Source organism: Georgenia muralis (assembly GCF_003814705.1).
Classification (GTDB): domain Bacteria; phylum Actinomycetota; class Actinomycetes; order Actinomycetales; family Actinomycetaceae; genus Georgenia; species Georgenia muralis.
Window position 1 is genome coordinate 167,886 of the sequence record NZ_RKRA01000001.1, and the last position, 25,559, is coordinate 193,444.

At 73.7% G+C, this 25,559-nt stretch carries 21 protein-coding genes and 1 tRNA gene; 4 read left to right on the forward strand and 18 right to left on the reverse strand.

Annotated elements, in window-relative coordinates:
* Positions 1-24 precede the first annotated feature (24 nt).
* The 3 genes from EDD32_RS00760 to EDD32_RS00770 all read right to left on the reverse strand — a co-directional run bounded on the left by EDD32_RS00760 (position 25) and on the right by EDD32_RS00770 (position 3,190).
* Entirely contained in the window at positions 25-624 is a 600-nt protein-coding gene (locus EDD32_RS00760; protein ID WP_123913748.1) for a cadmium resistance transporter, read from the reverse strand.
* A 158-nt stretch (positions 625-782) separates the two neighbouring features.
* Complete coding sequence (locus EDD32_RS00765) at positions 783-2,759, reverse strand: heavy metal translocating P-type ATPase (protein WP_123913750.1); 1,977 nt, start codon at positions 2,757-2,759, stop codon at positions 783-785.
* Positions 2,756-3,190 carry an ArsR/SmtB family transcription factor gene (locus tag EDD32_RS00770; protein ID WP_123913752.1) on the reverse strand — a complete coding sequence of 145 codons (435 nt, stop codon included), beginning with the start codon at positions 3,188-3,190 and terminating at the stop codon, positions 2,756-2,758. The genes EDD32_RS00765 and EDD32_RS00770 overlap by 4 nt, the downstream gene beginning before the upstream one ends.
* Before the next feature lie 79 nt (positions 3,191-3,269).
* On the opposite strand from EDD32_RS00770, the gene EDD32_RS00775 reads away from it, so the two are divergent.
* Positions 3,270-3,908: a methyltransferase family protein gene (locus tag EDD32_RS00775; protein ID WP_123920012.1), complete on the forward strand. Its 639-nt coding sequence runs from the start codon at positions 3,270-3,272 to the stop codon at positions 3,906-3,908.
* 66 nt (positions 3,909-3,974) lie between these two features.
* Here EDD32_RS00775 and EDD32_RS00780 read toward each other — a convergent pair whose 3' ends face one another.
* The 7 genes from EDD32_RS00780 to EDD32_RS00810 all read right to left on the reverse strand — a co-directional run bounded on the left by EDD32_RS00780 (position 3,975) and on the right by EDD32_RS00810 (position 14,102).
* Positions 3,975-4,643 (reverse strand): vitamin K epoxide reductase family protein, encoded by a 669-nt coding sequence (locus EDD32_RS00780; RefSeq protein ID WP_123913754.1) that lies wholly within the window; start codon positions 4,641-4,643, stop codon positions 3,975-3,977.
* Complete coding sequence (locus EDD32_RS00785; protein ID WP_123913756.1) at positions 4,624-4,890, reverse strand: DsbA family protein; 267 nt, start codon at positions 4,888-4,890, stop codon at positions 4,624-4,626. The genes EDD32_RS00780 and EDD32_RS00785 overlap by 20 nt, the downstream gene beginning before the upstream one ends.
* A 236-nt stretch (positions 4,891-5,126) precedes the next feature.
* Positions 5,127-8,717, reverse strand: coding sequence for a MobF family relaxase (mobF, locus tag EDD32_RS00790; RefSeq protein WP_211338680.1), 3,591 nt, complete (start codon positions 8,715-8,717; stop codon positions 5,127-5,129).
* Positions 8,718-9,306: 589 nt separating this feature from the next.
* Positions 9,307-10,506, reverse strand: a complete 1,200-nt coding sequence (locus EDD32_RS00795) for a tyrosine-type recombinase/integrase (protein ID WP_123913758.1) — start codon at positions 10,504-10,506, stop codon at positions 9,307-9,309.
* Positions 10,507-10,512: 6 nt separating this feature from the next.
* The gene (locus EDD32_RS00800) at positions 10,513-10,740 is read right to left on the reverse strand and encodes a helix-turn-helix transcriptional regulator (protein WP_123913760.1); all 228 of its coding nucleotides are present in this window, start codon (positions 10,738-10,740) and stop codon (positions 10,513-10,515) included.
* Between the two features lie 181 nt (positions 10,741-10,921).
* Positions 10,922-10,995 (reverse strand) — tRNA-Met (locus EDD32_RS00805).
* A 71-nt stretch (positions 10,996-11,066) separates the two neighbouring features.
* Positions 11,067-14,102, reverse strand: a complete 3,036-nt coding sequence (locus tag EDD32_RS00810; protein ID WP_123913762.1) for a UPF0182 family membrane protein — start codon at positions 14,100-14,102, stop codon at positions 11,067-11,069.
* A gap of 166 nt (positions 14,103-14,268) precedes the next feature.
* Here EDD32_RS00810 and EDD32_RS00815 point away from each other — a divergent pair, with 166 nt between their 5' ends.
* On the forward strand, positions 14,269-14,826 hold the full coding sequence (locus EDD32_RS00815; protein ID WP_123913764.1) for a PPA1309 family protein: 558 nt from the start codon (positions 14,269-14,271) through the stop codon (positions 14,824-14,826).
* A 34-nt stretch (positions 14,827-14,860) separates the two neighbouring features.
* On the opposite strand, the gene EDD32_RS00820 is transcribed toward EDD32_RS00815, so the two are convergent.
* Positions 14,861-16,006: a YlbL family protein gene (locus EDD32_RS00820; RefSeq protein WP_246005911.1), complete on the reverse strand. Its 1,146-nt coding sequence runs from the start codon at positions 16,004-16,006 to the stop codon at positions 14,861-14,863.
* Positions 16,007-16,250: 244 nt separating this feature from the next.
* On the opposite strand from EDD32_RS00820, the gene EDD32_RS00825 reads away from it, so the two are divergent.
* Positions 16,251-17,771 carry a zinc-dependent metalloprotease gene (locus EDD32_RS00825; RefSeq protein WP_123913766.1) on the forward strand — a complete coding sequence of 507 codons (1,521 nt, stop codon included), beginning with the start codon at positions 16,251-16,253 and terminating at the stop codon, positions 17,769-17,771.
* Positions 17,772-17,856: 85 nt separating this feature from the next.
* Positions 17,857-18,891, forward strand: coding sequence for a thiamine biosynthesis protein ThiF (locus EDD32_RS00830; protein WP_123913768.1), 1,035 nt, complete (start codon positions 17,857-17,859; stop codon positions 18,889-18,891).
* Positions 18,892-18,953: 62 nt separating this feature from the next.
* On the opposite strand, the gene EDD32_RS19705 is transcribed toward EDD32_RS00830, so the two are convergent.
* From EDD32_RS19705 to EDD32_RS00860, 7 genes are all read right to left on the reverse strand, one after another.
* Complete coding sequence (locus EDD32_RS19705; RefSeq protein ID WP_123913770.1) at positions 18,954-19,325, reverse strand: WhiB family transcriptional regulator; 372 nt, start codon at positions 19,323-19,325, stop codon at positions 18,954-18,956.
* 112 nt (positions 19,326-19,437) lie between these two features.
* Entirely contained in the window at positions 19,438-19,563 is a 126-nt protein-coding gene (locus EDD32_RS19710) for a hypothetical protein (RefSeq protein ID WP_281274835.1), read from the reverse strand.
* A 148-nt stretch (positions 19,564-19,711) separates the two neighbouring features.
* Positions 19,712-21,745 (reverse strand): ATP-dependent DNA helicase UvrD2, encoded by a 2,034-nt coding sequence (locus EDD32_RS00840; RefSeq protein ID WP_123913772.1) that lies wholly within the window; start codon positions 21,743-21,745, stop codon positions 19,712-19,714.
* An 86-nt stretch (positions 21,746-21,831) separates the two neighbouring features.
* Positions 21,832-22,095, reverse strand: coding sequence for a mycoredoxin (locus tag EDD32_RS00845; protein ID WP_123913774.1), 264 nt, complete (start codon positions 22,093-22,095; stop codon positions 21,832-21,834).
* Between the two features lie 144 nt (positions 22,096-22,239).
* The gene (gene nudC / locus EDD32_RS00850) at positions 22,240-23,187 is read right to left on the reverse strand and encodes an NAD(+) diphosphatase (protein ID WP_123913776.1); all 948 of its coding nucleotides are present in this window, start codon (positions 23,185-23,187) and stop codon (positions 22,240-22,242) included.
* A 27-nt stretch (positions 23,188-23,214) separates the two neighbouring features.
* Positions 23,215-24,333 (reverse strand): tRNA 2-thiouridine(34) synthase MnmA, encoded by a 1,119-nt coding sequence (gene mnmA / locus EDD32_RS00855; protein WP_123913778.1) that lies wholly within the window; start codon positions 24,331-24,333, stop codon positions 23,215-23,217.
* Positions 24,333-25,556: a cysteine desulfurase family protein gene (locus tag EDD32_RS00860; protein ID WP_123913780.1), complete on the reverse strand. Its 1,224-nt coding sequence runs from the start codon at positions 25,554-25,556 to the stop codon at positions 24,333-24,335. The genes mnmA and EDD32_RS00860 overlap by 1 nt, the downstream gene beginning before the upstream one ends.
* Positions 25,557-25,559 lie beyond the last annotated feature (3 nt).

The following is a 25,559-nucleotide window of genomic DNA, read 5'->3' on the forward strand; positions in this document are numbered from 1 at the left end:
AAAGCTCGCCGAGGTCGCCCTGGCCTACAGGCCGAAGGCGCCGCCCTCGACGAGGATGACCACGCCCAGGCCGATCAGGACGAGCGGGAACAGCACGTGCTCCCAGCGCTCCAGAATTTCCGCGATGGGCCTGCGGGTGGCGACGAACTTCGCCAGCAGCACCAGCACGGCCACGAGGGCCAGGAACACGATGGAGTAGGCCACGATCGCGCCGGTGCCCACGGTGACGAAGACCGGGACGTAGACGCCGATGTTGTCCCCGCCGTTGGCGAAGGTGACGCCGGCGACGGTCCACACGCTGATCGCCTTGCCGGCGACCTTCTCATCGTCGTCGTCATCGACCCCGCGCCAGGCGTTCCAGGCCGCAAGCAGTCCGAGCGCCAGCGGGATGAGTCCGAAGTAGGCGATCGCCTCCTGCGGCAGGAAGGTGGCCGCGCCCAGGGCGACCAGGACCGACGCGACGAGGATGGCACCGAAGCCGAGGTACTGACCGGCGATGATCTTGCCCGTGGTGCCACGCATGCCGGCGCCGCGGGCGAAGAACAACGACAGCACGATGATGTCGTCGATGTTGGTAACCAGGAACAGGCCGATCGCCTGCAGGATCGGGGCGAGCAGGTCCATGACTGCCTTTCGGTGAAGCGCCGGCGCTGGTGCCGGCACGGGTGTGCGAGGACCGGGGCACGGAAGAGGGCCGTGGTCGTGCGACCACGGCCCTACCCGGCGGGGATTCCTAGGGGACTCTTGGGGCCGGCGGGTGTGCCCGTCGGCCCCCGTGCTCGTCAGCTGTGGGTGGCGACGGGCACCGCGGCGGGGGACCCCGTCCGTGCGGCAATGGTGCGCAGGTCCGTGGACCGACCGGCCCGGACGCCGTTGGCGATGACGACGACCTCGGCGAGCTCGTGGACCAGGACGACCGCGGCAAGGCCGAGGACACCGGCGAGGGCGAGCGGGATGAGCACGGCGATCAGGACCAGCGACAGGCCGACGTTCTGGAGCATGATCCGCCGGGAGCGGCGGGCATGCGCGAGGGCCTGGGGCAGCAGCCGGAGGTCGTCGCCCATCAGGGCGACATCGGCGGTCTCGATCGCGACGTCGCTGCCCATGGCGCCCATCGCCACACCGAGGTCCGCGGTGGCCAAGGCGGGTGCATCGTTGACGCCGTCCCCGACCATCGCCGTGACGCCCCGAGCGCGGAGCGTCCCGACGAGGCGGGACTTCTCCTCCGGGCGCAGCTCGGCGTGCACGGTGGTGATGCCGGCCTCGGCGGCCAGCGCCTGGGCGGTGGCCGTGTTGTCGCCCGTCAGCATTGTCAGGGTGTAGCCCTCGCGGCCCAGGCGGGCGATGACCTCGGGGGCCTCGGGGCGCAGCTCGTCGCGCACGGCGATGGCGCCGAGCACCCGGTCGTCGACCTCCAGGAGCACGGCGGTGGCGCCGGCCTGCTGCATGGCGGTGACCTCGGCCGCCAGCCCGGCGGGTTCGATCCAGCCGGGGCGTCCCAGGCGCACCCGGCGGTCGCCGATGGTGCCGGTCAGTCCGGCGCCGGTGACGGCCTCGACGTCGGCCGCCGCCGGCACGGTGTCGGCGGCTGTGACGATGGCCCGGGCGAGGGGGTGCTCGCTGCGGGCCTCGAGCCCGGCCGCCAGCGCGACCACCTCCTCGCGGGTGGCTCCCCTGGCGGTGGCGACCTCCACGACGACCGGCCGGTTCGCTGTGAGGGTCCCGGTCTTGTCCAGGGCGATGGTGCGGACCCGGCCGAGGGTCTCCAGGGCGGCCCCGCCCTTGATGAGCACACCGAACCTGCTGGCGGCACCGACCGCGGAGACCACCGCGACCGGGACGGAGATCGCCAGGGCGCACGGGGACGCGGCGACGAGGACCACCAGGGCCCGCTCGATCCACAACCCGGGCTCGCCCGCGAGGGAGCCGATGACGGCGATGAGGGCGGCGAGGATCATGATGCCGGGCACGAGCGGCTTGGCGACCTTGTCGGCCAGGCGCTGGGTCGCCCCCTTGCGGGACTGCTCGGCCTCGACAATGTGCACGATGCGTGCCAGGGAGTTGTTCTCCGCGGTCGTGGTGGCCTCGACCTCGAGGGCGCCGGTGCCGTTGATGGACCCGGCGTAGACCTCCGCGCCCGGGCCGGCTTCGACGGGCATGGACTCCCCGGTGATGGCCGAGACGTCCAGCGAGCTGCGCCCGGCGAGAATGGTCCCGTCGGTGGCGAGGCGCTCACCGGGCTTGACGATAATGAGGTCGCCGACGCGCAGGTCCTTGGGTGCGACGCTGACCTCGATGCCGTCGTGGCGCACGGTGGCTCGCTCGGGCACGAGGGAGAGCAGCGCGCGCAGACCCCCGCGGGTCTTGGCCAGGGAGTACTCCTCCAGGCCCTCGCTGATGGAGTACAGGAACGCCAGCATCGCGGCCTCCTGCATCTCACCGAGCAGCACCGCCCCGACCGCCGCGATGGTCATCAGGGTGCCGACCCCGATCCGGCCCTTGGCCAGGGCACGGAGCGTGCCGGGGACGAAGGTGGCCGCGCCCGCCAGCAGGGCGGCGAGGTTCAGCCCGAGCGCCCAGCCGTCCTGCCCGGTCCAGGAGAGCAGGAAGCCCGCGAGGAGCAGCACGCCCGAGAGAGCGGCCCCGCGGATGTCGTCGACGTCCCACAGCCGCTCGACGGACTCGCCAGGCCCGTCGCGGTGCTCGTCGCCGGTGTCGGTGTGCTCGTCCTCGGGATGTGCGCAGCAGGCGTCGCTCATCGGGCGGTCTCCAGGTTCTGGTGCGGCTGCAGGTGCTCGGCATCCGGCGTGGTGGTGGCCCCGATGCCGTAGTTGGGGCACAGCTCGACGGCGTACCCGGTGGAGGCCAGCAGCTGCTCCGCCGTCGCAAGGACCGCAAGCAGCTCCGGGGCGGTGGTCAGGGTGAACATCGACGCCCGTCCCTCCGGGCGGGAGGTCACCAGACCGCAGTCGCGCAGGCACGCCAGGTGCGCGCTCACCGTCGACTGGGCCAGACCCAGGTGCTCGGTCAGGTCCCGCACCCGGTGCTCCCCCATCGTCAGGTGCTGCAGGATCGCCAACCGGGCCGGGTCGGACAACCCGTGGAACAACGCCGCCGCCGGTGCGAGAACGGCGGGGTCGACCACACCTCGCTCGCCGCTGAAATCGGAGTTTGCTGCTTGCATCGTCATAGAGCGATACTAGGCGGTGCCCGGTCGTGGATCAACCTCGACCGTGGGCCGCGGAGCCGCGAAGGGATGGCGCAGGATGATGTCGACGGGTGTGGCCGCGTGGCTGGCCCTGGGCCTGTACGGCGCCGGTCTCGTGGCGGCGTTCGTGAATCGGTCGTGGGTGCATCGCCGCCGGACCGGTTCGAGCGGGTTCCGAGGGATCTCCGGCCCGATCGGGTCGCTCGAGTGGTGGGGCGGCGTCCTTTTCGCCGCGGCGCTGGTGCTTGGCTCACTGGGTCCTGCCCTGGCCCTGTCGGGCACCGTCGAGGTGTTCGCGTGGACGCCGGGATGGCTCAGCTGGGTAGGTCTGCTCGCAGTGGCCGCCGCCATGGTCGGTGTGCTGATCGCTCAGGGAGGAATGGGCAGCTCCTGGCGTATCGGCGTCGACGCGAGCGAGCGCACCGACCTGGTGACCTCCGGGCCCTTCGCCAAGATTCGCAACCCCGTCTTCTCCGCGATGGTCACGGCCCTGCTGGGCATGATGTTGATGGTTCCCGGTGTCGTGACCATGGCCGCCCTGCTCGCCCTGGTGGTCGCGGTCGAGCTGCAGGTTCGCTTCGTCGAGGAGCCGTACCTGGTGCGGGTGCACGGGAAGGCATACCTTACCTACGCCCGGACCGCAGGACGCTTCGTACCTGGCGTCGGACGGCTGGCCGGCGTCGTTGAGCCGGATCGCTGAGCGTGCAGCGGCACGACCTGCTCTCGATCACGGCCCGTGCGCCGCGCCCAGGACGTCACGCCCGGGTCAGAGAAGGGTCTGCCAGTACGTCCGAAACTGGAACAGGATGAGCGCCAGGATGGTCAGGTACCAGCCGGTGAGCACGACCCCGTGGTAACCGGCGACGACTTCGGTCGCCCGGCGCGTCAGTCGGGGCAGGGAGGCGTGGGCGGCGGTGAGGTTGCGCAGAGTGGTGTACCAGAACAGCGCGATGGTCACGATCCACACCACGATGCAGTAGGGGCACAGCGCCTCGATGCGGTACAGGCTCTGGAAGATCAGCCAGTGCACGAAGACGGCACCGAAACTGACGCCGGCCTGGAGGCCCAGCCAGAACCAACGCCGGTACCGAGCACCGGCAAGGAGTCCCACACCGACGGTGGTGACGACAGCGAAGCCCGCGACACCGATGAGCGGGTTCGGCACGCCGAAGGCCTCGGCCTGCGGGGTCGTCATGACCGAGCCGCAGCTCAGGACCGGGTTGATGCTGCAGCTGGGCACGTAGCGGGGGTCGGCGATCAGGGCGATCTTCTCCACGAGCAGCACCACTGCCGAGACCAGACCCACCAGCCCTCCCAGAGCCAGCAGCAGTGCGAGCTGGCGCGTCGTACCACCGCCGGCGTGGGCGGAGACGTCGCCCAGGCCGTCACCTCGTTGGGCTTGCGGCGACACCTCGTCAGCCCTCAAGGGCGTCATCGATCAACTTGCGGAACTCGTCGGTGGTCGCCGGTGCGATCATCTTGCCGTTGAGGAAGAACGTCGGTGTGCCCTGCACCCCGAGCGCCAGAGCGTCGTTCATGTCCTGCTGGACCCGTTCGAGCGTCGCCGGGTCCGCGACCGCCCGGTCGTAGGTCGCCACGTCGAGGCCCAGATCCTCGGCGAACGTGCGGAACAGGTCGGCCTCAACGGCAACGTCCGCGGACGTGATCGACTCCCGCGTCATCTCCGTGGGGTTCTCCGGGACCGGACGGACCACCCGGCCCGAGAGCGCGCAGGCCAAGGTCGCGTGGCCGGCCGGGACACCGCCCCACGTATCGGCCGTAGATCACCGAGCCGGGGGTGGCAGCAGTTCGACCGGGGCGAGGCCACAAGCTCCGAGCGCGGACGGGTCCCATTGTCGGACGCTATCGTTCTCCTCGGGCAGGTACGCGCGCCCGATTCGGACGGGCCGGCGACAGGCTAGAAGCTGCGCGTGTGGGTTTGCGCCCTGATCACGTCGGCCCTGCGGGTGTGGGTGATGGCCTGGCCGAGGTGCAGGGCTTCGGCGGCCCGGTGCCGGTCGCGTTCCTGGGCGAGGGTGTGGGTCGAGGGTCCGAGCGGTGCGCGGCTGGTGATGGTGTACCGGTCGCGGTAGGCGGCGACGACGGCGAGCTGGTTCAGCCACCGCTCATAACTGCCGGCTCCGGTTGGTCGCTCCCCGACTCGGGACACCCAGGGTGCCCGGTCCCGGATCGCAGTCTCGGCGAGGGTGTGAGCGCGGGTCTCGATGAGGTGGCGGCGTTCGGCCAGGGCGAGGGCGGCATCGGGGGGTAGCGGGCCGGATGCGGCGGGGATGAGTCCGGCGACGAGGTCCGGGGTCGTGCCAGGTGCGGGCCGCGCCGTGGCTCGGGCGAGGCGGGCGGCGAGGACGGCGGCGACGTCGTCGGCGTCGAGCAGGGTCCGCTGGGCGACCAGGCGCGGCAGCAGGGTGGCGACGTCGTGGCGGTTGGCCTCGGCGCGGCGCAGCTCGGCGGTGAGGACGGTGAAGGCCTCAGACTCGGTGACCTGGGCGGCTTTGGCCGTCGTGAGCCCGCCTGTGCCGGTGAGGGTGTCGGTGACGAGCCTGGTCCAGCGGCCTTGTTGGGCGGTGGCGGCGATGGTCTCGTACTCGGCGGCGAGCTGGGCGATGCCGGTCCACCGTTCGTGCTCGGCGGTGATGGTCTGGTGGGCGGAGAGCTCGAGCCCGGAGTGGTTGAGCACTCCGAACAACACGGTCCGCGCGGAGGTTTCGGTCTCGGCTCGAGGGGCGTGGAGGGGGTCGGGCTGGTCGATGGCGACGTAGGCGGTGTTGGCGTGGCGGCCGCGGGTCATGGAGACGTAGAGGTTCTCGCGGGTGGTGGACGGCGAGACGACGACGTGGGCGGTGTCGACGGTCAGGCCCTGGGCGCGGTGGGCGGTGACGGCGTAGCCGAGGTCGACGTGCCGGGCGACGTACCCGGCCGGCAGCCTCACGCCCGCGCTACCGGTGCCGCCGGCCCGGCGGACGTCGAGTGTGCCGTCGCGTCCGACGTGGGTGACGGTCCACCGGTCGCCGTTGCGGACCCAGGTGCCGGGGCCGGTGCGCAGGCGACGGTCGTTGCGGCGCGTGATGACCACATCGCCGACGGATGCGCGGGCGTCGTCGCGCAGCCGGACCTGGCGGCCGGTGGCGGTCAGGCCAAGCTGGATGCGTTCGGCGCGGGCGCGTTCGTTGAGGTGCCGCACGGACTCCGCGGCCTCGGTCACCAGGATGGAGGACCGCCCGGCGGCCAGGTCGTGCTGCCACGCCTGGTAGGCGGCGTCGACCATGGCGTCGGTGCTGCCTTCGACGATGCGGCCGTGGCTGTCGTAGGCGTCGATCGCGGTCGGGTCGCCGTCGCGCAGGGCGAGGGACGCGGTCTTCTCCCACTCGTGGATGAACCGCCGCACCTCGACCAGCCGTGCCAGGTCGGCGCCGCGGGCCTGGGTGAGCATGTTGAACGTGCCGCCGGCGTCGACGGACTGCAGCTGGGCCGGGTCCCCGACGAGCACGGTCTTCGCGCCGACCTCGGCGGCGCGGGTGGCGATGGCGTCCAGGGTGCGGGTGGAGGCGAGGGTGGCCTCGTCGAGGATGACGAGCTGGCCCGGGCGGAAGTCCGCCCGGCCGCGAGCGTGATCGTGGACCCACTTGGCCGTGTTGTCGCACCCGATGCGGAGGTCGCCGGCGAGCACCTGGGCGGCGGCGGCCGACGGCGCCATCCCGACCATGGACCCGGGTCCGTGCGCCGCGGTCCAGGCAGCGGCCAGGGCGGCCATCGCGGTCGACTTCCCGGTTCCGGCCGGACCGACCAACACATCCAGCCGCCGACCCGAGGTCAGGATCTGCGTGATGGCGGTGGCCTGCTCCCCGTCGACCACCACGCCGCCACCCCGAGCTCCGGCCGTGGTCTCGACCGTGTGCTTGTGGACGACGAGCGCCGCATCGTGGTCCTCGGCGAGGGCGAGCAGCCGGTCCTCCGCGCCGAGCAGCCGCTCGCTCGAGTAGTAGGTCGAGTGCCGGGGCCGCAGGGTGCTGGTGCCGTCCTCCCGTCGCATCCCGGCTGGCGTGATGGCGACCTCGCCCGGGTTGAGCTGGACCGACCGGCGGGTGGCGGCTTCGGTGATGAGCGCCATGGCTTGTTCGCGATCCGCGGCGGTGGCGAAGCGCCAGCCCAGCGTCCGGCGCGAGGCCTCCGCGGCCAGGTTCCAGTGCCGCCAGGTCGATCGCCGCTCCGAGACCGCGTCCACGACGTCGGCGGCGGCCTGGTCGATCAGGAACATCGGCACCGACTCCCCGGTCAGCGTTCGCGCGGGCTCTCGGGTCGTGGTGAGGCTGCGTGCCCACGCCGTGGGGTCGCCCCCCACCAGGTCCCGCGCGCGTGTCCGCCACTCGGCCGTCAGCTCCGACAGGGCACGGATGGTCTTCTCGGGCCGAGTGTCCAGGGTGGCCTCCGCACGCAGCTGCACGATCCGCCGGCCGGTGGGGCGGTGCCCGTGCTCGGCCACGTAGGCGGCGATCTTCGCGTCCGTGGCGACGTCGATCGCCCGGGCCCGGCTGGAGAACGCGGCGATCAGGTCTTCGCCGACGCCGCGGATCTCCCACTGCGCAGTGCGGTCCTCCCCCCGTTCGCGCCGCTCCCACGACAAACCGAACGTGCCCGTGAGCCGGTCCGCCAGGACGGCGTTGTAGTGCTCGGACAGGCCGACCATCGCGTGGTGGACCGCCCGGGAGTCCAGGGTCCGCCACCGCCCGTCGTGGGCGGCCATGACCTTGTTCGACACCACCACGTGGGTGTGGAGCTGGGGGTCATTCGCGCGCGAGTCCCAATGGTCATACGCCGTCGCGGCGACCCCGACGACGGGCACCTGCGCGATGCCGGCGTGCCCGGTACGGGTGGCCGCGACCTCCCGCTCGAACAAGTCGAGCACTTGCGCGACGGCGGCTTGGTGCGCCTCGACGATCAGCTCCTGGGTGTTCGCGTCCGCCAGGCCCCACAGCACCGACACCGACTTCGGCACCGAGAACGTCAGGTCGAACCCCGCCGTCGCGGTCTGCGGCCCCCGCGCGGCCTGCGAGGCCTGGATGCGGGTCACCTCGGCGTCGAACTCCCCCGCCGGCAGGGCCCGGTCCACCCGGGCGGTCAGCGCCGCGGTCCGCTCGACCACGCTCGGGTACTCCCGAAAAGGCTGACCAAGGCTCGCCCCGGTGACCGGGTCGTTGCCGCGCCCTAGGAGCGTCTGCAGCTGCTCGGGAGTCACCGCCATCCCCGGGCGCAGCTCCCCCGCCCCGAAGAACGCGACCCCCTTCCCCATCCACACCCCCGGCGGTGTGCCCGCCTCAGTGAAGTACCGCGTGGTGAGCGCCGTCGCCTGGGCGGCGTCGCCGTCGCCCTGCACCACCGACCGCAGCAGGTACCCGTACCCCTTGCCCGCCGAGACCACCCGCATCGAGACCGTCACACCCACCAGGTGCGCGACCCAGTCCACCTCGGGTGCCAGAGGTGTGAGGACCACCACCGGCGACCGTCGCGGACCCTCCCGGGTGGCCGGGACGCGGGCAAGCCGTCCACGCGGAGGTCGGCTCCGCCACGCGTCTCCCGGGCGACACCGGACGGACGGCACGTCGGTGGCATGGGCCTCTGGCGTCGTAGGCACACCTGATAGTCGAACGGACCATCTCGGACGTTGTCGCCGGCGTGGGCGCGCTGGTCGACCAGCTACCGCAGGAAGGCGGAGAGGAGTGACCTCAGGTCCGGTCGCCAACACGCGGCGACCTTTCCCCGTACGCACCCTGGCCTGGGCCGATATGCGCCGCCATGGTGCGTACGGGGTGCGTACGGGGTGCGTACGGGGTCAGGCACCCCGTACGTTCTCGGCAACGCACCCACGCGAGAGTTAGACCCATGGAACCCGCGATCGCACACATGAGCCGGACGCCGGCAACGCGACGCTCCCCGACGACCGCACCCGTGGGGAAGAGAGCGGTGGTGACGACTCGTCACGACCGCAGACGCGGCCACCATCCCCGGGTAAGTGCGCGGTGGGGCCGGCACCTCGGGGGAAGAGAGCGGTGGTGAGGACTCCTCACGACCACGCCGGGCGTTCAGTTCTCGTCGTTGCTGCTGTCACGAGGAGCCAGTGACTCGAGGATCTCGGCGGTCACCGGGTTCACCTTCTCGTCGGGCTCGATGTAGTGCTCCTTGGTGATCTGGGACGAAGTGTGGCCGAGCATCTCGGCCGCGAGGTCCGCACCGCCCGCCCGGTCGATCACCGTCGCGACGGTCCGACGGAACGAGTGCGGCGTGACACCCGCGATGCCGGCCTCGTCCAGGATGGCGCGCAGGCGACGGCGCACGTTGTTGGTGGTCAGCGGGGTGTGGTTGCGGCTGAAGAAGATCAGGTGCTCCGGGTCCTCGTCGGCGATCGCGACGAGCCGCCGGCGCAGCACCTCAGCGGTGAACGACGGCACCGCCACGGTGCGGGCCGACTTCGCGGTCTTGGGGTGCGGCTGCCGATGGGTCGGCTTACCCGTCGGGGAGACGATCGTCCCGCTGAGCCGCACGGTGGCGGGCGAGACGGTGACGTCGACGTCGCACTTGCGGATCGCCAGCACCTCACCGATCCGGGCCGAGGTGCCGAGCATGACCTCGATGATCTGGTCGAGCTGGCCGTCCGGCGGCGGTCCGGGCATCCCTGGTTCTCGGCGCCATCCCCGCACCGCGGCCCGGATCGCGTCGACCTGGTCCAGGGTCAGGGCCATCGCCCGAGTCGGCGGCTTCCTGAGCCGGGCCGTGTCCCGCACCGGGTTCTCCCTGAGCGCGTCGTAGCGGACCGCCAGGCCGAGGGCGAGGCTGAGGACGGTGCGCGCCTGCTTGGCCATGCTGTAGCTCCTGGTGGTGGCCAGCGCCTTGATGAACCTGTCGACCTTGCGGACGCTGATCTCGCGCAAGGTGTAGTGCTCGAAGGCCGGCATCACCAGCTGCCGCATGTTGCGTTCGTAGAGCGCTCTGGTGCTCGGTGCGAGCTTGCCCTCGAGGTCGAGATCCTCGAGCCAGATGTCGACGAGGTGCCCGAAGGAGGTGTCGGGGGTCAGCTCTCCGGTCCCGGTGGCGTAGTCGGCCCGGCGGGCGAGCTTCTCCTTGAGGCGGTGCTCTGCCGCCTTGCGCGTCGTGCCGCTGGCCTCGACCCGCCGGAGTCGACCGTCGAGGTCCCTGACGCGCACCCGGGCGCGGACCACCCCGTTCGCCAGGGCGGTGAACTCGATGTCACCGAACGTGCCGATCGGGGTGCGGGGCCGTGCCACCTCAGGTCACCTCGCCAGACGATCGCGTGGCGTCGCGGCCCGCTGGGCGTCCAACCATGCCACGACGTCGGAGACGGCGAACTTCAGGTGCCGGCCGACCCGAAAGCCACGCGGGCCGTGCCCGGTCTGGCGCCAGTCGTAGATCGTCCGCACAGGCACGCCGAGGTACTCGGCAAGGTCCTGGACGCCCAGGAGCGGGTCCAGCCCGCCCCACTGTGTCGTTGAGGTTCCCATGCCTGCCAGGTGCGCCGGGCACGCCGTGGCAGCCGTGACACCCCAGCAGCGACCGGCGTCGACCGCACGGCCGACCCGACCCGACCTCGACGGAGAGGTCAAAGTGGAGGGTTTGTGGAGGGTGGATCAAATCTCTAGACACCTCAGGCCCGGGAATCCGCAGATTCCCGGGCCTGATTCGTAGCGGGGGCAGGATTTGAACCTGCGACCTCCGGGTTATGAGCCCGGCGAGCTACCGAACTGCTCCACCCCGCGTCGGTGACTCCAGGTTACGTCCCCGGCTCCTCGCGGAGCAAATCGTGGGGCCGTGCCCTGGGTCACACGCGTCAGCCCTGGGCCGCCTCCTCGGTGGCCTCGGCCGTCGGCTCCGCCGTGGCCTCGTCGTCGGGCGCGACCTCCCCGGTCGCGTCGGCGATCTCGGCCTCGGCGGCGAGAGCGTCCTCGATGGCGGACTGGAGGCGCTGCTGCGCCTCGCCGTAGGCCGTCCAGTCGCTCTCCGCGAGAGCGGTGTTGCCGTCGGCGATCGCCTGCTGGGCGTCGGCGAGGGCGTCGGTGAGACGCTCCTGGGCGGCGGCAGGCACCTCGGTGGTGCCATCGGGCTCCTCGCCATCGGGGGTCTCCTCCGGCGGGGCCACCTCGGCGTCGCCGGCCTCGGCACCGGAGTCGCCGCCGAAGACCTCGTCGAGGGCCTCGTCGAGCGTGGAGGCGAAGCCGATCTCGTCACCGAAGGAGACGAGCACGCGCTGCAGCAGCGGGTAGGACGTGCCCTGCGCCGACTGGACGTAGACGGGCTGGACGTACAGCAGGCCGCCGCCGACGGGTAGCGTGAGCAGGTTGCCGAGCTGGACGTCCGAGTTGCCCTGCCGCAGCAGGTTCAGCTCCGAGGAGACGGCCGGGTTGGAGTTGAAGTTGTTCTGCACCTGGCCCGGACCGGGCACGGTGAGGTCCGAGGGCAGCTCGAGCAGCCGCATCTGCCCGTAGTCCTCGCGCACCTCGCCGGCGGTGTCCCCGGTCTCGGAGTCCACGGCGAGGAAGCCGGTGAGGATGTTGCGGTCGGTCTGGCCGCCCGGGATGAAGCTCGACGTCAGGGAGAACTGCGCCTCGTCCTGGGCGGGCATCTGCATGGTGAGGTAGTACGGCGGCTGCGGCACGCCGGCGGCGGCCGTCGGGTCCGTCGGGATGTTCCAGAAGTTCGACCCGGAGTAGAACGACGCCGCGTCGGTGACGTGGTACTCGCTGAGGAGCTGCCGCTGGACCTTGAACAGGTCCTCGGGGTAGCGCAGGTGGCTCATGAGGTCACCGCTGATGTCCTCGACCGGCTGCACGTGGTCGCCGAAGATGTTCTGCCACGTGTCCAGGATCGGGTCGTCCTCGTCCCACTCGTAGAGGGTGACGTCGCCGTCGTAGGCGTTGACGACCGCCTTGACGGAGTTGCGGATGTAGTTCACCTGGGCCGGCGCCACGCCGACGGCGGCCGGCACCCCGTTGACCGTGGTGAGGGAGTCCGTCGTCGCCTCCTCGAGCGACTCGCGGGCGGAGTAGGGGTAGTCGTTCGTCGTGGTGTACCCGTCGACGATCCAGACCAGCTCCTTCGGCGTGGCCTCGTCGCCGTCCATGTCCACGACCGCCGGGTAGGCCTTGGCGTCGAGCGTGAGGTACGGGGCGACCTTGGACACCCGCTGGTGCGGGTCGCGGTCGAAGAGGATCTGCGACTCCTCGGTCACCCGGTCGGAGAAGAGGATCTGCATGTCGCCGAACTTCAGCGCGTAGAGCAGCTTGGCGGCGATGTTGCCGATCGACGGCCCGCCGTCGCCGGTGTAGGTGTTGTTGACGGCGCCGTTGGGCGCGTCGTCGTCGGGGTAGTCCAGCTCCCACGGGTCGGTGCCCTCGGGCGCCCCCACGATGGAGTAGTCGGGGCTGAACTGGCCGAAGTACACCCGCGGCTCGTACTCGCCGAGCTCACCGGTGCTCGGGATGCCCTGCTGGAAGAACGCCGGACGCCCGTCCGAGCGCGTGGTGTTGCCGTACGCGGCGACCACGCCGAACCCGTGGGTGTAGACGGTCTTGTCGTTGACCCAGGTGCGCTGCTCCGCGCCGAGACCGTCCTGGTTGAGCTCGCGCACGGCAATGACGGTGTCGCGGCTCTCGCCGTCGATCTCGTACCGGTCCACCGCCAGGGTGGTCGGGAAGCCGTAGTACTGGCGGTTCTGCTGGAGCTGGTTGAACGTCGGCGCGACGATCTGCGGGTCCAGCAGCCGGATCGAGGCGGTGGACTGGCTGTCCTCACGGAGCTGGCCGGCCTCGGCCTCGGTGGTGGCCGAGTACGTCTCGACCTCGACGTCCTGCAGGTCGTACGCGGCGAGCGTGCCGTCGATGTTGCGCTGGATGAACTCCCGTTCGAGCTCGATGGCGTTGGGCTCCACCTGGAAGCGCTGGACCACAGCCGGGTAGGCCGAGCCCACGACGATCGCCGAGACGATCATGACCCCGATGCCGGCGACCGGCAGCCGCCAGGTGCCGCGGAAGGCGGCGACGACGAACAGCACCGCGACGACGACGGCGATCCCGGCGAGGATCGCCTTGGCCGGGATGTTGGCGTTGACGTCGGTGTAGGAGGCCCCGGCGAAGCGGGCGTTCTCCCCCACGAGCACGGAGTACCGGTCGAGCCAGTAGCTGGCCGCGATGAGCAGGACGAACACCGCCGCGAGGATGCCCAGGTGCAGACGGGCGGCCGGGGAGATGCGCTGGGCGCGCGGCGCCAGGGAGATCCCGCCATAGAGGTAGTGCGTCACCACGGCCGCGGCGGCCGAGAGGAACACCACGGTCATGAGGAAGGAGATGAGCATCCGGATCACGGGCAGGGTGAAGACGAAGAAGCCGATGTCGAGCCCGAACTGCGGGTCGTCGATCCCGAACTGCTCACGGTTGAGGAACGTCAGCACCTCGCGCCACTGGGCGGAGAGCGAGGACCCCGCGAACAGGCCCAGCACCAGCGGGGCGCCGATCATGATGAGGCGGCGCAGCGGCTCGATCGACTCGCGGTACTTGTCGAGGTTGCGCTCCTCCGGCGTCGTGGGCGGGTAGACCTGCCGCTGGGAGTAGGCGAGGTGGAGGTTGAGCCACACCGCCCCGCCCATGAGCAGGAAGCCGAGGGCGAACAGCGCCCCGCGGGTCGTCCACTCACGGATGAGGACGTCGGTGAAGCCGAGCTGGTTGAACCACTGGATCTCGGTCCACACCTGGGCGAGCCCCATGACGACGGCCGCGAGGACGGCGAGGACGACGATCGTGGGGACGAGCGCCCCCCGCCGCGGCGCGGGTCCGTTCTGGCTCGGTGGACGGGGGACGGATGGGGACGTCACGGAGCAGCACCTCAGCTGATTGGTCGAGCATTACGGGGACGGGCGCCTCGCGCGCGTGCCCTGCGTGCTCAACGTGCCGCCCGGGTCCAAGGTTCCCACACCACCGGCCCTGCCCGGCGCCGACCGGCGGCGCGGACCGCGGCGGCCCGTGCGCGATCATGGGGTCATGACCGACGCCCCCCAGCTGCCCACGCCCCGTCTCCAGGCCCTGCGCACGGCCGTGCGTGACATCGAGCGCCACGTCGCCGGCCTGGGCTGGGACTCCCCCGTCCTCGTCTTCGCCCTCGTGAACACCGCCGGGGCACTGGCCGCCAACCCGGCCCTCGAGCGGGACCTGCCCACCGACGCCGTCCTGGCGGCCCAGGAGGACCCCGAGCACCTCACCAGCATCGAGCAGGACGGCCTGCCGGAGTCCGCCACCCTCGAGGAGCTCCTCGGCCGGCTCGCGTGGCCCGAGGAGGTCGACGGCGCCGCGATCGTCGTCGAGCGCATGGTCGTGCCGCCGGAGGCCGAGTCAGGGATGCCCCGCGAGGCCGACGCCGCGGTGGAGTACCTCATGGCCCACCCCGACCGGCAGGACGTGCGGATCGCCGCGGGCGTGCTGCGCACCGGGGAGTCGTGGTGCGCGCTGCGCACCCGGGCCAACGACTCCGACGACGAGGTCGGCGGCTCCCCCGACGCCGTGCCCGGCCTGGTCGAGGCGCTACGCGACACCTTCCGCTGACCGGCCGCCGCCGTCCGGCGCCGCCGCGGGTGGCCTATCCCGTACAGGAGGGCAGGCCGTCCCCGCCGCCCGTCCCGATCTCCTCGACGGCGGCCCGGGCCTCGGCGAGGGTGCCCACCGGCACCACGCGCAGGCCGTCGGGCACGTGCCCGACCACCTCGGCGCAGTTGCCCGCAGGGGCGAGGAACCACTCGGCACCGTCCCGGCGGGCACCGACGAGCTTCTGCCGGATGCCGCCGATGGCGCCGACCCCGCCGGCGAGGTCGACGGTGCCGGTGCCGGCCACGACCTCCCCACCGGTCATCTCTCCCGGGGTGAGGGTGTCGATGATCCCGAGGGCGAACATGGTTCCGGCGCTCGGTCCGCCGATGTTGTCGATGTCGAACGAGACGTCCACGGGCAGCTCGACGTCCGGCAGCAGGCCCACACCCAGGAGGCTGCCCTGCGGCGCCTCGACGTCGGGCGCGGTCACCGGCGCGGTCGTGGTGACCTCGACGACCTCCGCCATCCCGTCCCGGTCCACGCCGACCCGGACCACCGTGCCGGGCGGGGTGACGTCCAGGACGCCGACGAGGTCGGCGAAGTCGGCCACGTCGGAGCGCGCCTCGCCGGCGGGCTGGACGGAGGTGATGACGTCGCCGGGGCGGATGACGCCGTCGGCGCCCGAGCCCTCGGCGACCTCCCCCACGGTCATGACCATGGGGACGTCGTAGCCCACCTCGGTCAGGGCCGCGACGGTGGCGTTCGTCTGCGAGGACGTCATCTGGGCCGAGGACTGGTCCTCGAGCTGCTCGCGCGAGACGCCCTCGGGGTAGACCGCCTCGCGCGGAAGGACCACCTCGGTCCCGTCGAGCCATGCCCCCAGGGCTCGCAGCGCGCTCACCGGGCGGAAACCCGGGCCCCCGAGGTAGGAGACGGTGGTCAGGCGCAGCTCGCCGCTCGTGGGGTAGGTCTCGGCGCCCTCGACCGTGATGAGCGGCTCGCCGTCGTGCTCGGCGAGGGTGTCGACCGTCGGTCCGGGCTGCTGGACGACGTAGGGCAGCGGCACCATGGCCATGACGAGGAGCAGCAGGGCGACCAGGGCGCCGGAGACGACGAGGGTCACCGCGCGCCGGGGCACGAGGGACTCGCCGTCGCGGGTTCCGACCCCGCCCGCTGCGGCGGTCTCCTGCTCGATCACCGGGACATCATGCCGCACGAGTCTGGGAGAACCCCGGGGGCCGCCCGGGAGGATCCCGGGAGCGCCGGACCGCCCGGAGGAGGATGTCGGGAGCGCCGGGCCGGCCTCCCGGAGGAGGATGGCCGGAGCGCCGGACCGGCCCCGGCGGTGCGCCCTGAGCGAACCGGGCCCGGCGCGTGGGCCCGGGCCGGGACCCGCCGGGACCCCGGCGGTTACCGTGGTGGTCCACGACCAAGGAGCAGCGATGAGCCAGCACCCCGACCAGCCGGCCGGCGGCGAGCCCGCGAGCTGGGAGCAGCTCCTGCGCTCGATGATGGGACCGGAGGCGGCCGCCGAGGCGATGCGCGCGATGCGCGCGTCCGGCCTGGACCCGGACGCCATGTCGAAGGCGGCCGGGCTCCCCACCGATCGCAACCAGCTGATGATGTTGATCGGGCAGATGCAGCAGCTGCTCGCCTCCGGCGGGGGCGGCCCCGTCAACTGGGACCTCGCCCAGTCCCTCGCCCGCCAGAGCGCCTTCGCCGGCGGCGACCCCGCCGTCACCGCCGCCCAGGCCGAGCAGGTGCGCTCGGCCCTGTCGGTGGCCGAGCTGTGGCTCGACGCGGCCACCGAGCTCGGCCCCGCGGGCGGCCGGCACGAGGCGTGGAGCCGGGCGGACTGGGTCGAGCGCACGCTGCCGGCGTGGAAGGGCCTCTCCGAGCCGGTGGCGACGTCGCTCTCCCAGGCCCTGGTGGACACCATCGCCGCTCAGGCGGAGCACCTGCCCCCCGAGGTCCGCGCCATGGCCGAGCAGGTGGGCGCGGCGCAGGGCATGCTCCGCCAGCTCGGCGGCGCCGTCTTCGGGATGCAGCTGGGCCAGGCCGTCGGCGCGCTGGCACGCGAGGCCTTCGGCACCTCCGACACCGGCCTGCCGCTGGTGGAGGAGCCGGTGGTCGCCCTGGTCCCGGCCAACGTCGCGGAGTTCGCCGAGGGCCTGGACGTCCCGGCCGATGAGGTGCGCCTCTTCCTCGCGGTCCGTGAGGTCGCCCACGCCCGGCTCTTCACCCACGTGCCGTGGCTGCGCGGGCACCTGCTGGGCATCGTCGCCTCCTACGCCCGTGAGATCACCATCGACACCGGCGCGATGGAGGAGGCGGTGCGCGGCATCGACCCGACGGACCCCGAGCAGCTCCGCGAGGCCTTCGCCGGTGGTGTCTTCGCCCTCGACCGGTCCCCCGCTCAGGAGGCGGCCCTGGTCCGTCTGGAGACGGCGCTCGCCCTCGTCGAGGGATGGGTCGAGGAGGTGACGGCCCAGGCGGTCGCGCCGCACCTGCCCGCCGGGGTGCCGATGCGCGAGATGCTGCGCCGGCGCCGGGCGAGCGGCGGACCGGCCGAGCAGACCTTCGCCAGCCTCGTCGGGCTGGAGCTGCGGCCCCGGCGGCTGCGCGAGGCCGCCTCGCTGTGGGCGAGCCTGGGCGCGCAGCGGGGCGTGGCCGACCGCGACGCGCTCTGGTCGCACCCCGACCTCATGCCCACGCCGGAGGAGCTCGACGACCCGGGCGGGTTCGTCAGCTCGCGCCAGGCCGCGCGCGACGCCGAGCACGACGTCGACGAGGCACTAGCCGCCCTCCTCGACGGCACGCTCGCCGGCGGCGGCGACGACCGCGGAGGTGCCGAACGGGACGAGGGCACGAAGGGGACCGCGACCGGCGACGAGCCCGACGACGAGCCGGGCGGGACGGGTCACGGGGCCGGCGACGAGCCGGGCGGGACGCCCCGCGCCTGAGCCTGTGGACGACGCCGGCGGGCCGGCGCCGTGACGTGCCACCGTTCCTCCCGTACGCCGGGCCACCGGCGGGAGGGAGGGCACGGTGCGACTGCGACCCGGACTGACGGTCCTGTGGCGCCGCCCCGGTGAGAGCCAGGTCGGCACCGACCCGCGCTGCGCCGTCGTCCTGGAGGGGCTGACCGAGGGCGAGCAGTGGCTCGTGGAGGCGCTGCGGCGCAGCCCGACCGCGGCGGACCTGCTGCGGCTGGGCCGCACGCGCGGCGTGCCGCCCGAGCGCGTGCGGGAGCTCACGGCCCTCCTCGAGCGCTCCGGCGTCCTCGACCCCTCCGACGCGCCCGGGCACGGCCCGGTCCCGCCCGAGGAGGCCTACTGGTCGCGGCTGCGGGCCGACGGCGACGGTGGCGCCGTCATGGCGGCGCGGGCGGCCGCCCGGGTGGCCCTGCGCGGGGTCGACCGGCTGGGGATGGCGCTGGCGGTCACGCTGGCCGCCGCAGGCGTCGGCACGCTGCTCCTCGACGACGACGCCCCCGTGACGACGGCGGACCTGGGCGTCTTCCACCCGCGGGACGTGGGCCGTCGCCGGGGGCGTTGCGCGACCGAGCACCTGCGGTCGGCGTTCCCCGCGCTGCGGACCTCCGCCCCGGCGGGCACGCGCCCCGACGTCCTGGTGGCGGTGTCCTACGGCGTGCCCGACCCGGTCCGGCTGCGCCCGTTGCTGCGCGAGGACGTCGTCCACCTCCCGGTGGTGGTCGGTGACGTCGACGTCGTGGTGGGACCCCTGGTGGTGCCCGGTCGGGGGCCGTGCACCCGCTGCCTCGACCTGCACCGCACCGACGCCGACGACGCGTGGCCGGCGCTCGCCACCCAGCTGCGGGTCGCGCCTGCGCCGGGCACGGAGGTCACCGTCGCGGCGCTGGGCTCGGCGCTGGCGGCCCACCAGGTCCTGGCCGCGATCGACGGCCGGGAGGTCGGCGTGAACGCTGCCAGCCTGGAGGTCAGCGCGTTGGACCCGGTGCCCGTGGTGCGCCGCTGGACCGTGCACCCGCGGTGCGGGTGCGACCGGGTCGGGGAGGACGCGCGGACGCCGGTGGCGGCCGGGGCGCTCGGCCCCGGCTGACCACCGGCGTCACGGCCGTCCTGCCCTGTCACGCACGTCCTGCCCTCGTGGGGCGGGTCCGCTCAGGCGACGACGTCCTGCTTGCGCGGGCGACCGCGGCCGCGCTTGCGGGCGACGACGACGCCGTCGACGAACACCTCGCCGCCCCACACGCCCCACGGCTCGGCACGTTCGACGGCACCGGCGAGGCAGGCCTCGCGCACCGGGCAGGCCTGGCACAGGGCCTTGGCGCGCTCGACGTCGGCGGTGCGCTCGGCGAACCACAGGTCGGTGTCGTCCGCGACCTGGCAGGGGGTCGCGACGGCCCCGGGCCGGCCCGGGGTGGACAGGACGCCCCAGCCGGGGTCGCCGGCGAACGTCAGGTCCGCCGGAGCGGCCGGCCAGGTGGTGGATGATCCCTGGCTGATCTGGTCGAGAAGGGCGGTGAGCTGCACGAGCCTGCTCCTGATGCGTGTCGTCTAATGTCCGGGGAGGGGCCGGGTGTCGTACGACGACGACGGCCGCGGTCCCAGTGGGAACGCGGCCGGAGCTCGTGCTGAACGAGGTCTAGGTCCGGGTCGCGGTCCCGAGGGCGGCGATGCGCAGCGTGCGCGGGCGCGCGCCAGCCACGGAGGTGCCGAGGCTGGGCGCGACGCTGAACCGGGCAATCGCGTACGTGGCGTTGGTGAGCATCACTCTCGAGCACCTCCTCCGGCGTGGGGGATCCTCTGTGCTGGCTAGGCAGGACCCGGTCGAATCGGACATGGGAAGCCTAGACCCGCGCCGGATCGGCGGGCAATCCTTTTTCGCGACGACTTTTCGGCGGGTTCCGCGGACGGTCTCAGCGCGCCAGCCAGGCCTCGACGTCGACGTCCTCACCGCGCACCACGGCGAGCACCTGGGGGCCGTACGCCTCGAGCTTGGTCGCCCCGATCCCCCGCAGGACGCCGAGCTGGCGCAGGTCCTTGGGCTTGGCCGTCGCGATCGCCTGGAGGGTCGTGTCGTGCAGGACCGTGTACGCCGGTTTGCTGATCGCCCGGGCGACGTCGCCGCGCCAGCCGCGCAGCCGCTCGAAGAGCTCGGCATCGGCGGGGTTGTCCGAGAGGAAGGACTCGGTGCGGGCCCGGGCGGCGCCGCGCCGCGAGAGCCCGGCCCCTCCCGCGCCGGTGCCCTCGGGCCAGATGCCGTCGAGGAAGCGCGAGCGCTTGCGCGAGGCGCGCCCGCCCACGGTGCGCGCCCGGGCGAAGGAGATCTGCAGGTGCTCCCGGGCGCGCGTGACCCCCACGTACAGCAGGCGGCGCTCCTCGGCGACGGCGTCGTCGCCCTCGGCGAGCGAAATGGGCAGCAGCCCCTCGCTGACCCCGACGAGGAACACCGCGTCCCACTCCAGGCCCTTGGCGGCGTGGAACGACGCCAGCGTGACGCCCGCGACGGTCGGTGCGTGCTGCGCCGCCATCCGGTCGTCGAGCTCGGCGACCAGCCCGGCCATGTCGGCGCCCCGGGCGGCGTGGAGGTCGTCGGCGAGGCCGACGAGGGAGCTCAGCGACTCCCAGCGCTCCCGCGCCGCGCCCCGCGCAGCCGGCGGGTCCTGCGCCCAGCCGACCGAGGAGAGCACGTCACGCACCGCCGCGGGCATCGGCTGCTCGGCGCTCGCCCGGACCGCGCCGCGCAGCAGGACGATCGCCTCGCGGACCTCGCGACGGGAGAAGAACCGCTCGCCGCCGCGGACGAGGTAGCCGATCCCGGCGTCGGCGAGAGCCTGCTCGAGCGCCTCGGACTGGCCGTTGGTGCGGTAGAGCACCGCGATCTCGGACAGGGCCACCCCCTCGCGCTCGAGGGCGGTGATGCGCTCGGCCACCCCGCGGGCCTCGGCCAGGTCGTCGTCGTAGGTCTCGAACCGCACCGGCACCGAGGACGGGCGCTGGGCGACGAGCTCGACGGCGGCGGCGTTGCGGTGCCGCCCCGCGCGGGCCAGGACCTTGTTGGCCAGGTCCACCACCTGGGGCGTCGAGCGGTAGTCGCGCACGAGGCGCACCACGGCGGCGCCCTCGTACCGGCGCGGGAACTCGGTGAGGTAGGACGGGGTCGCCCCGGTGAAGGAGTAGATGGTCTGCGAGACGTCACCGACGACGCAGAGCTCGCGCCGGCCCCCGAGCCACAGGTCCAGCAGGCGCTGCTGGAGCGGGGAGACGTCCTGGTACTCGTCCACGACGAAGTGGCGGTACTGCCGGCGGACCTCGGCCGCGACGTCGTCGCGCTCGAGGAGGACCCCCACGAGGAGCAGGAGCACGTCCTCGAAGTCGATGACCCCGCGCTCGCCCTTGACGTCCTCGTACACCGAGAGCAGCCGGGCGACGGTCGCGTGGTCGTGCCCCGCCACGGCCTCCCGGCCCGCCCGCGCCGCGCGCGCCACGTAGTCATCGGCGGTGACGAGGGAGACCTTCGCCCACTCGACCTCACCGGCGAGGTCGCGCACCGCCACCCGGTCGGCCCCGAGCCCGAGACGCCCCGCGGCCTCGGCGACGAGGGAGGCCTTGTGCTCGGCGATGCGCGGGAGCTGGCCGCCGACCGCCGTCGGCCAGAAGTAGGACAGCTGGCGCAGCGCCGCGGCGTGGAAGGTCCGCGCCTGGACGCCGCCGACCCCGAGGTCGCGCAGCCGCGAGCGCATCTCCCCCGCCGCCCGCGCGGTGAACGTCACGGCGAGGACCGTGCGGGGGTCGTAGGTGCCCGTGCGGACCCCGTTGGCGATGCGGTAGGTGATCGCCCGGGTCTTGCCCGTGCCGGCGCCGGCGAGGACGCACAGCGGGCCGGTGAGGTGGTCCGCGACGGCGCGCTGGTCGTCGTCGAGGGCTGCCAGGAGGTCGTCGGTGCTCATCACCGCCAGTGTCGCAGGCCCCCCGGACACCGCGCTGCGCGTCACCCCGACCCGGGCGTGGTCGCGGGCCGCACCGCGCCGGCGGCTCAGGCGCTGAGGCGACCCAGGCGGCGCGAGACCTCGGCGAGGGAGGGGTTGGTCAGGGCCGAGCCGTCCGGGAAGACCACGGTGGGAACGGTCTGGTTGCCGTCGTTGACCGACGCGACGAAGGCGGCGGAGTCGGCGTCGTCCTCGATGTCGACCTCGACGTAGCTGACGCCCTCGGCGTCCATCTGCGACTTCAGGCGGCGGCAGTAGCCGCACCACGTCGTGGAGTACATCGTCACGGTGCCGGCGGCGGGGGTGGTCATGGAGTTCCTCTCGGTCGTTGCCCTTTCAACATCCCTTCCGGTCCGATTCTTCCCGGAGCCGTCCGCGCGCGCGAACGCGGCGAGAGGGCCTCGATGCGTGGACCGGGCGGGGGACGAGGTGCGCACGCGCGCTGCGCGCGGGAATCAGTGCCGCAGCGTGTCGCCGTACCAGTCCTCGATGAGGGCCAGGGCGATCGAGGCCCGGGTGGGCAGGAGGACCTCCCCCGCCTCCACCGCCGCCCGCAGCTCCGCCCGCGTGAACAGGCGCGCCTCCGTGATCTCCTCGGCGTCGACCTGCACCACCGGGTCCGCCTCGGCGAGGCGGGCGCGGAAGCCCAGCATGAGGGAGGCCGGGAAGGGCCACGGCTGGGAGGCGACGAACTCGACGTCGGTCACGACGACCCCGGCCTCCTCGAGGACCTCGCGCCGCACCGCCGCCTCGACCGACTCGCCCGGCTCGACGTAGCCGGCGAGGGTGGAGAACCGCCGCTGCGGCCAGTGGGCGGCGTGGCCGAGGAGGATGCGGTCGCGGCCGTCGGTGACGGCCATGATGACGGCGGGGTCCGTGCGGGGGTAGTGCAGGGAGTGGTCCGCGGGGCAGCGCCGCACCCAGCCCGCGTCGACGACCTCGGTCAGCTCCCCGCACCGCGGGCACCGGGGGTGACGGGCGTGCCAGGACGCCACGGCGACGGCTGTGGTGGCCAGCCCGGCGTCCCGGTCACCGAGGGAGTCCCCGACGTCGCGCAGGTGCCCGAAGGTCAGCCCCGCGACGAGGTCGACGAGGGCGGCGTCGCCGACGACGGGCACCCCGTCGAGGTCACGCTCGTCGCCGAGGTCCTCGGGGAGGGTCAGCGCGAGGTAGGCGCCGTCCTGGTCGCGACCGAGGTACACCGCGTGCTCGGGGTCCAGGGCCGGGAGCTCGGCGGCCGGCCGCAGGTCCAGCGCGGTCCCGCGCAGCGCGAGGTGCCCGTGGCGCAGGAGGAGCACACGCGTGCCGGCCTCGCCGGCGAGGGCGGTGACGAGCCCCGGCCGCGACCGCGAGACGGCGTCGGGGTCGACGGTGGACCGGGCGAGGGGGAGGTCGGCGCGCACCTGCTCACCCTAGGGCGGCGGCCGTGCTCACCCGGCGCGGCTGGCGGCGCCGAGACGACCCGCGCGGGCGAGGGTCGCCTGGCCGAGCACCCGGGTGCCGGCGTAGACGACGAGGGACTGGCCCGGCGCGATCCCGCGCAACGGCCGCTCGAGGTGGGCGCGGAGCTCGTCCCCCGTGCGGCGCACCCGCGCCGGCACCGGCTCTCCGTGGGCGCGGACCTGGACCTCCGCGCCCGTCCACGCCCCCGCGGGCACGTCGTCGGCCAGCCAGACCGTGGCGGTGGCGGTCAGGTCGTCGACGCTGAGCAGCTCGGCGGGCCCGACGACCACCTCGTTCGACGCGGGCCGGACCTCCAGGACGTAGCGGGGCCGCCCGTCGGGGGCCGGGCCGGGCAGACCCAGGCCCTTGCGCTGGCCGACGGTGAACGCGTAGGCCCCCTCGTGCCGGCCCAGGACGGCGCCGTCGGGGTCGACGACGGCGCCGGGCCGGGCGCCGAGCCGCGAGCGCAGGAAGCCCTGGGTGTCGCCGTCGGCGACGAAACAGATGTCGTAGGAGTCCGGCTTCGCGGAGACGCTCAGGCCGCGGGCGGCGGCCTCGGCCCGCACGTGGTCCTTCGACGGGGCGTCCCCGAGGGGGAAGATCGAGCGGGCGAGGCGCTCGGGGCCCATGACCGCCAGCACGTACGACTGGTCCTTGAGGGGGTCGGCGGAGCGGTGGAGCTCGCGGCGGGGGCCGGCGGGGCCGGTGGCCTCGGTGATGCGCGCGTAGTGCCCGGTCACCACGGCGTCGAAGCCGAGGGCGAGGCCGCGGTCGAGCAGGGCCGAGAACTTGATGTGCTCGTTGCAGCGCACGCACGGGTTGGGGGTGCGCCCGGCGGCGTACTCGTCGAGGAAGTCCGCCACGACCGTCTCCTCGAACTCCTCGGAGAGGTCCCACACGTAGTAGGGGATGCCCAGGACGTCGGCCGCCCGGCGGGCGTCGCCGGCGTCCTCGATGGAGCAGCAGCCGCGCGAGCCGGTGCGGTGCTGGGCCGGGGAGCGGGACAGGGCCATGTGGACACCGACGACGTCGTGCCCGGCGTCGAGCGCACGTGCCGCCGCGACGGCGGAGTCCACCCCGCCGGACAGGGCCGCGAGGACGCGCATCACAGGGCCGTCCGGGCCGGCCGGGCCGCGGCGGCGCGGCGCCGGGTGCGCACCTCGTGGGCCCGCCGGGCGCCGTCGACGACCGAGGGCAGCGCGGCGAGGACGGCGTCGACGTCGGCGTCGGTGCTGGTCCGGCCGAGCGAGAGGCGCAGGGCCGAGCGGGCCGTGTCCTCGTCACGGCCCATGGCGAGCAGGACGTGGGAGGCCTCCTGCACGCCCGCCCGGCAGGCGGAGCCGGAGGACGCGGCGACGCCGGCCAGGTCCAGCCCGAGGAGCAGCGCGTCGGCGTCGGCGCCGTCGACGGTGACGTGGACGGTCCCGGGCAGGCGCGGGTCGGGACTGCCCGGCGGGGGGCCGGTCAGCCGTGCGCCGGGGACCGTGGCCAGCACCCCGGTGGCCAGCCGGTCCCGCAGCGCGCGCAGCCGCCGGCCCTCGTCGGCGACCTCGGCGACGGCGAGCTCGACCGCGAGAGCCAGCGCGCGGGCGCCCGCGACGGCGATCGTCCCCGAGCGCACGCCGCGCTCCTGCCCGCCCCCGTGCTCCACCGGCGCGAGGGCGAGCTCGCGCCGGGCGAGGAGCGCGCCGGTGCCGACCGGCGCGCCGAGCTTGTGCCCGGAGAGGGTCAGGGCGTCCGGACCTCCGGCGGCGAAGTCCACGGGGACGTGGCCGACCGCCTGGACGGCGTCGGTGTGCACGGCCGCACCGTGCCGGCGGGCGAGCTGGACGACCCCCGGCACGGGCTGGACGACGCCGGTCTCGTTGTTCGCCCACATCACCGAGACGAGCGCCACACGGCCGGCGCGCCGGGCGAGCACGTCCTCGGCGGCGCCGAGGTCGAGGACCCCGTCCGGCCCCACGGGCAGCAGGTCCACCTGCGCGTGCTCGTGCGCGGCGAGCCAGGCCGCGGCCTCGAGGACGGCGTGGTGCTCGACGGCGGAGACCGCCAGGGCGTCGCGGTCCGCGCGGCGGGCCCACCAGGCCCCCTTGACGGCGAGGTTGTCCGCCTCCGTCCCGCCGGAGGTGAAGACGACCTCCCCCGGGTGCGCGCCGAGCGCGGCGGCGAGCTGCTCGCGCGCCTCCTCCAGGCGCCGGCGCGCGTCGCGACCCGCGCTGTGGAGGGAGGAGGGGTTGCCCAGCTGGGCGAGCTCCTCGGCGTAGCGCGCGGCGACCTCGGGCCGCACCGCGGTGGTGGCGGCGTGGTCGAGGTAGTGCCGGGCGCCCAACGC

Bases quoted from the DNA above. Each gene is read 5' to 3' on its own strand.
- EDD32_RS00800 (WP_123913760.1), bottom strand. From the start codon at position 10,740: ATGGGAACCTCAACGACACAGTGGGGCGGGCTGGACCCGCTCCTGGGC.
- EDD32_RS00845 (WP_123913774.1), bottom strand. From the start codon at position 22,095: ATGACCACCCCCGCCGCCGGCACCGTGACGATGTACTCCACGACGTGG.
- EDD32_RS19710 (WP_281274835.1), bottom strand. From the start codon at position 19,563: ATGCTCACCAACGCCACGTACGCGATTGCCCGGTTCAGCGTCGCGCCC.
- EDD32_RS00765 (WP_123913750.1), bottom strand. From the start codon at position 2,759: ATGAGCGACGCCTGCTGCGCACATCCCGAGGACGAGCACACCGACACC.
- EDD32_RS00775 (WP_123920012.1), top strand. From the start codon at position 3,270: ATGTCGACGGGTGTGGCCGCGTGGCTGGCCCTGGGCCTGTACGGCGCC.
- EDD32_RS00840 (WP_123913772.1), bottom strand. From the start codon at position 21,745: ATGAGCACCGACGACCTCCTGGCAGCCCTCGACGACGACCAGCGCGCC.
- EDD32_RS00770 (WP_123913752.1), bottom strand. From the start codon at position 3,190: ATGACGATGCAAGCAGCAAACTCCGATTTCAGCGGCGAGCGAGGTGTG.
- EDD32_RS00815 (WP_123913764.1), top strand. From the start codon at position 14,269: ATGACCGACGCCCCCCAGCTGCCCACGCCCCGTCTCCAGGCCCTGCGC.
- EDD32_RS00760 (WP_123913748.1), bottom strand. From the start codon at position 624: ATGGACCTGCTCGCCCCGATCCTGCAGGCGATCGGCCTGTTCCTGGTT.
- EDD32_RS00825 (WP_123913766.1), top strand. From the start codon at position 16,251: ATGAGCCAGCACCCCGACCAGCCGGCCGGCGGCGAGCCCGCGAGCTGG.
- mnmA (WP_123913778.1), bottom strand. From the start codon at position 24,333: ATGCGCGTCCTCGCGGCCCTGTCCGGCGGGGTGGACTCCGCCGTCGCG.
- EDD32_RS00785 (WP_123913756.1), bottom strand. From the start codon at position 4,890: ATGACGCGGGAGTCGATCACGTCCGCGGACGTTGCCGTTGAGGCCGAC.
- EDD32_RS00780 (WP_123913754.1), bottom strand. From the start codon at position 4,643: ATGACGCCCTTGAGGGCTGACGAGGTGTCGCCGCAAGCCCAACGAGGT.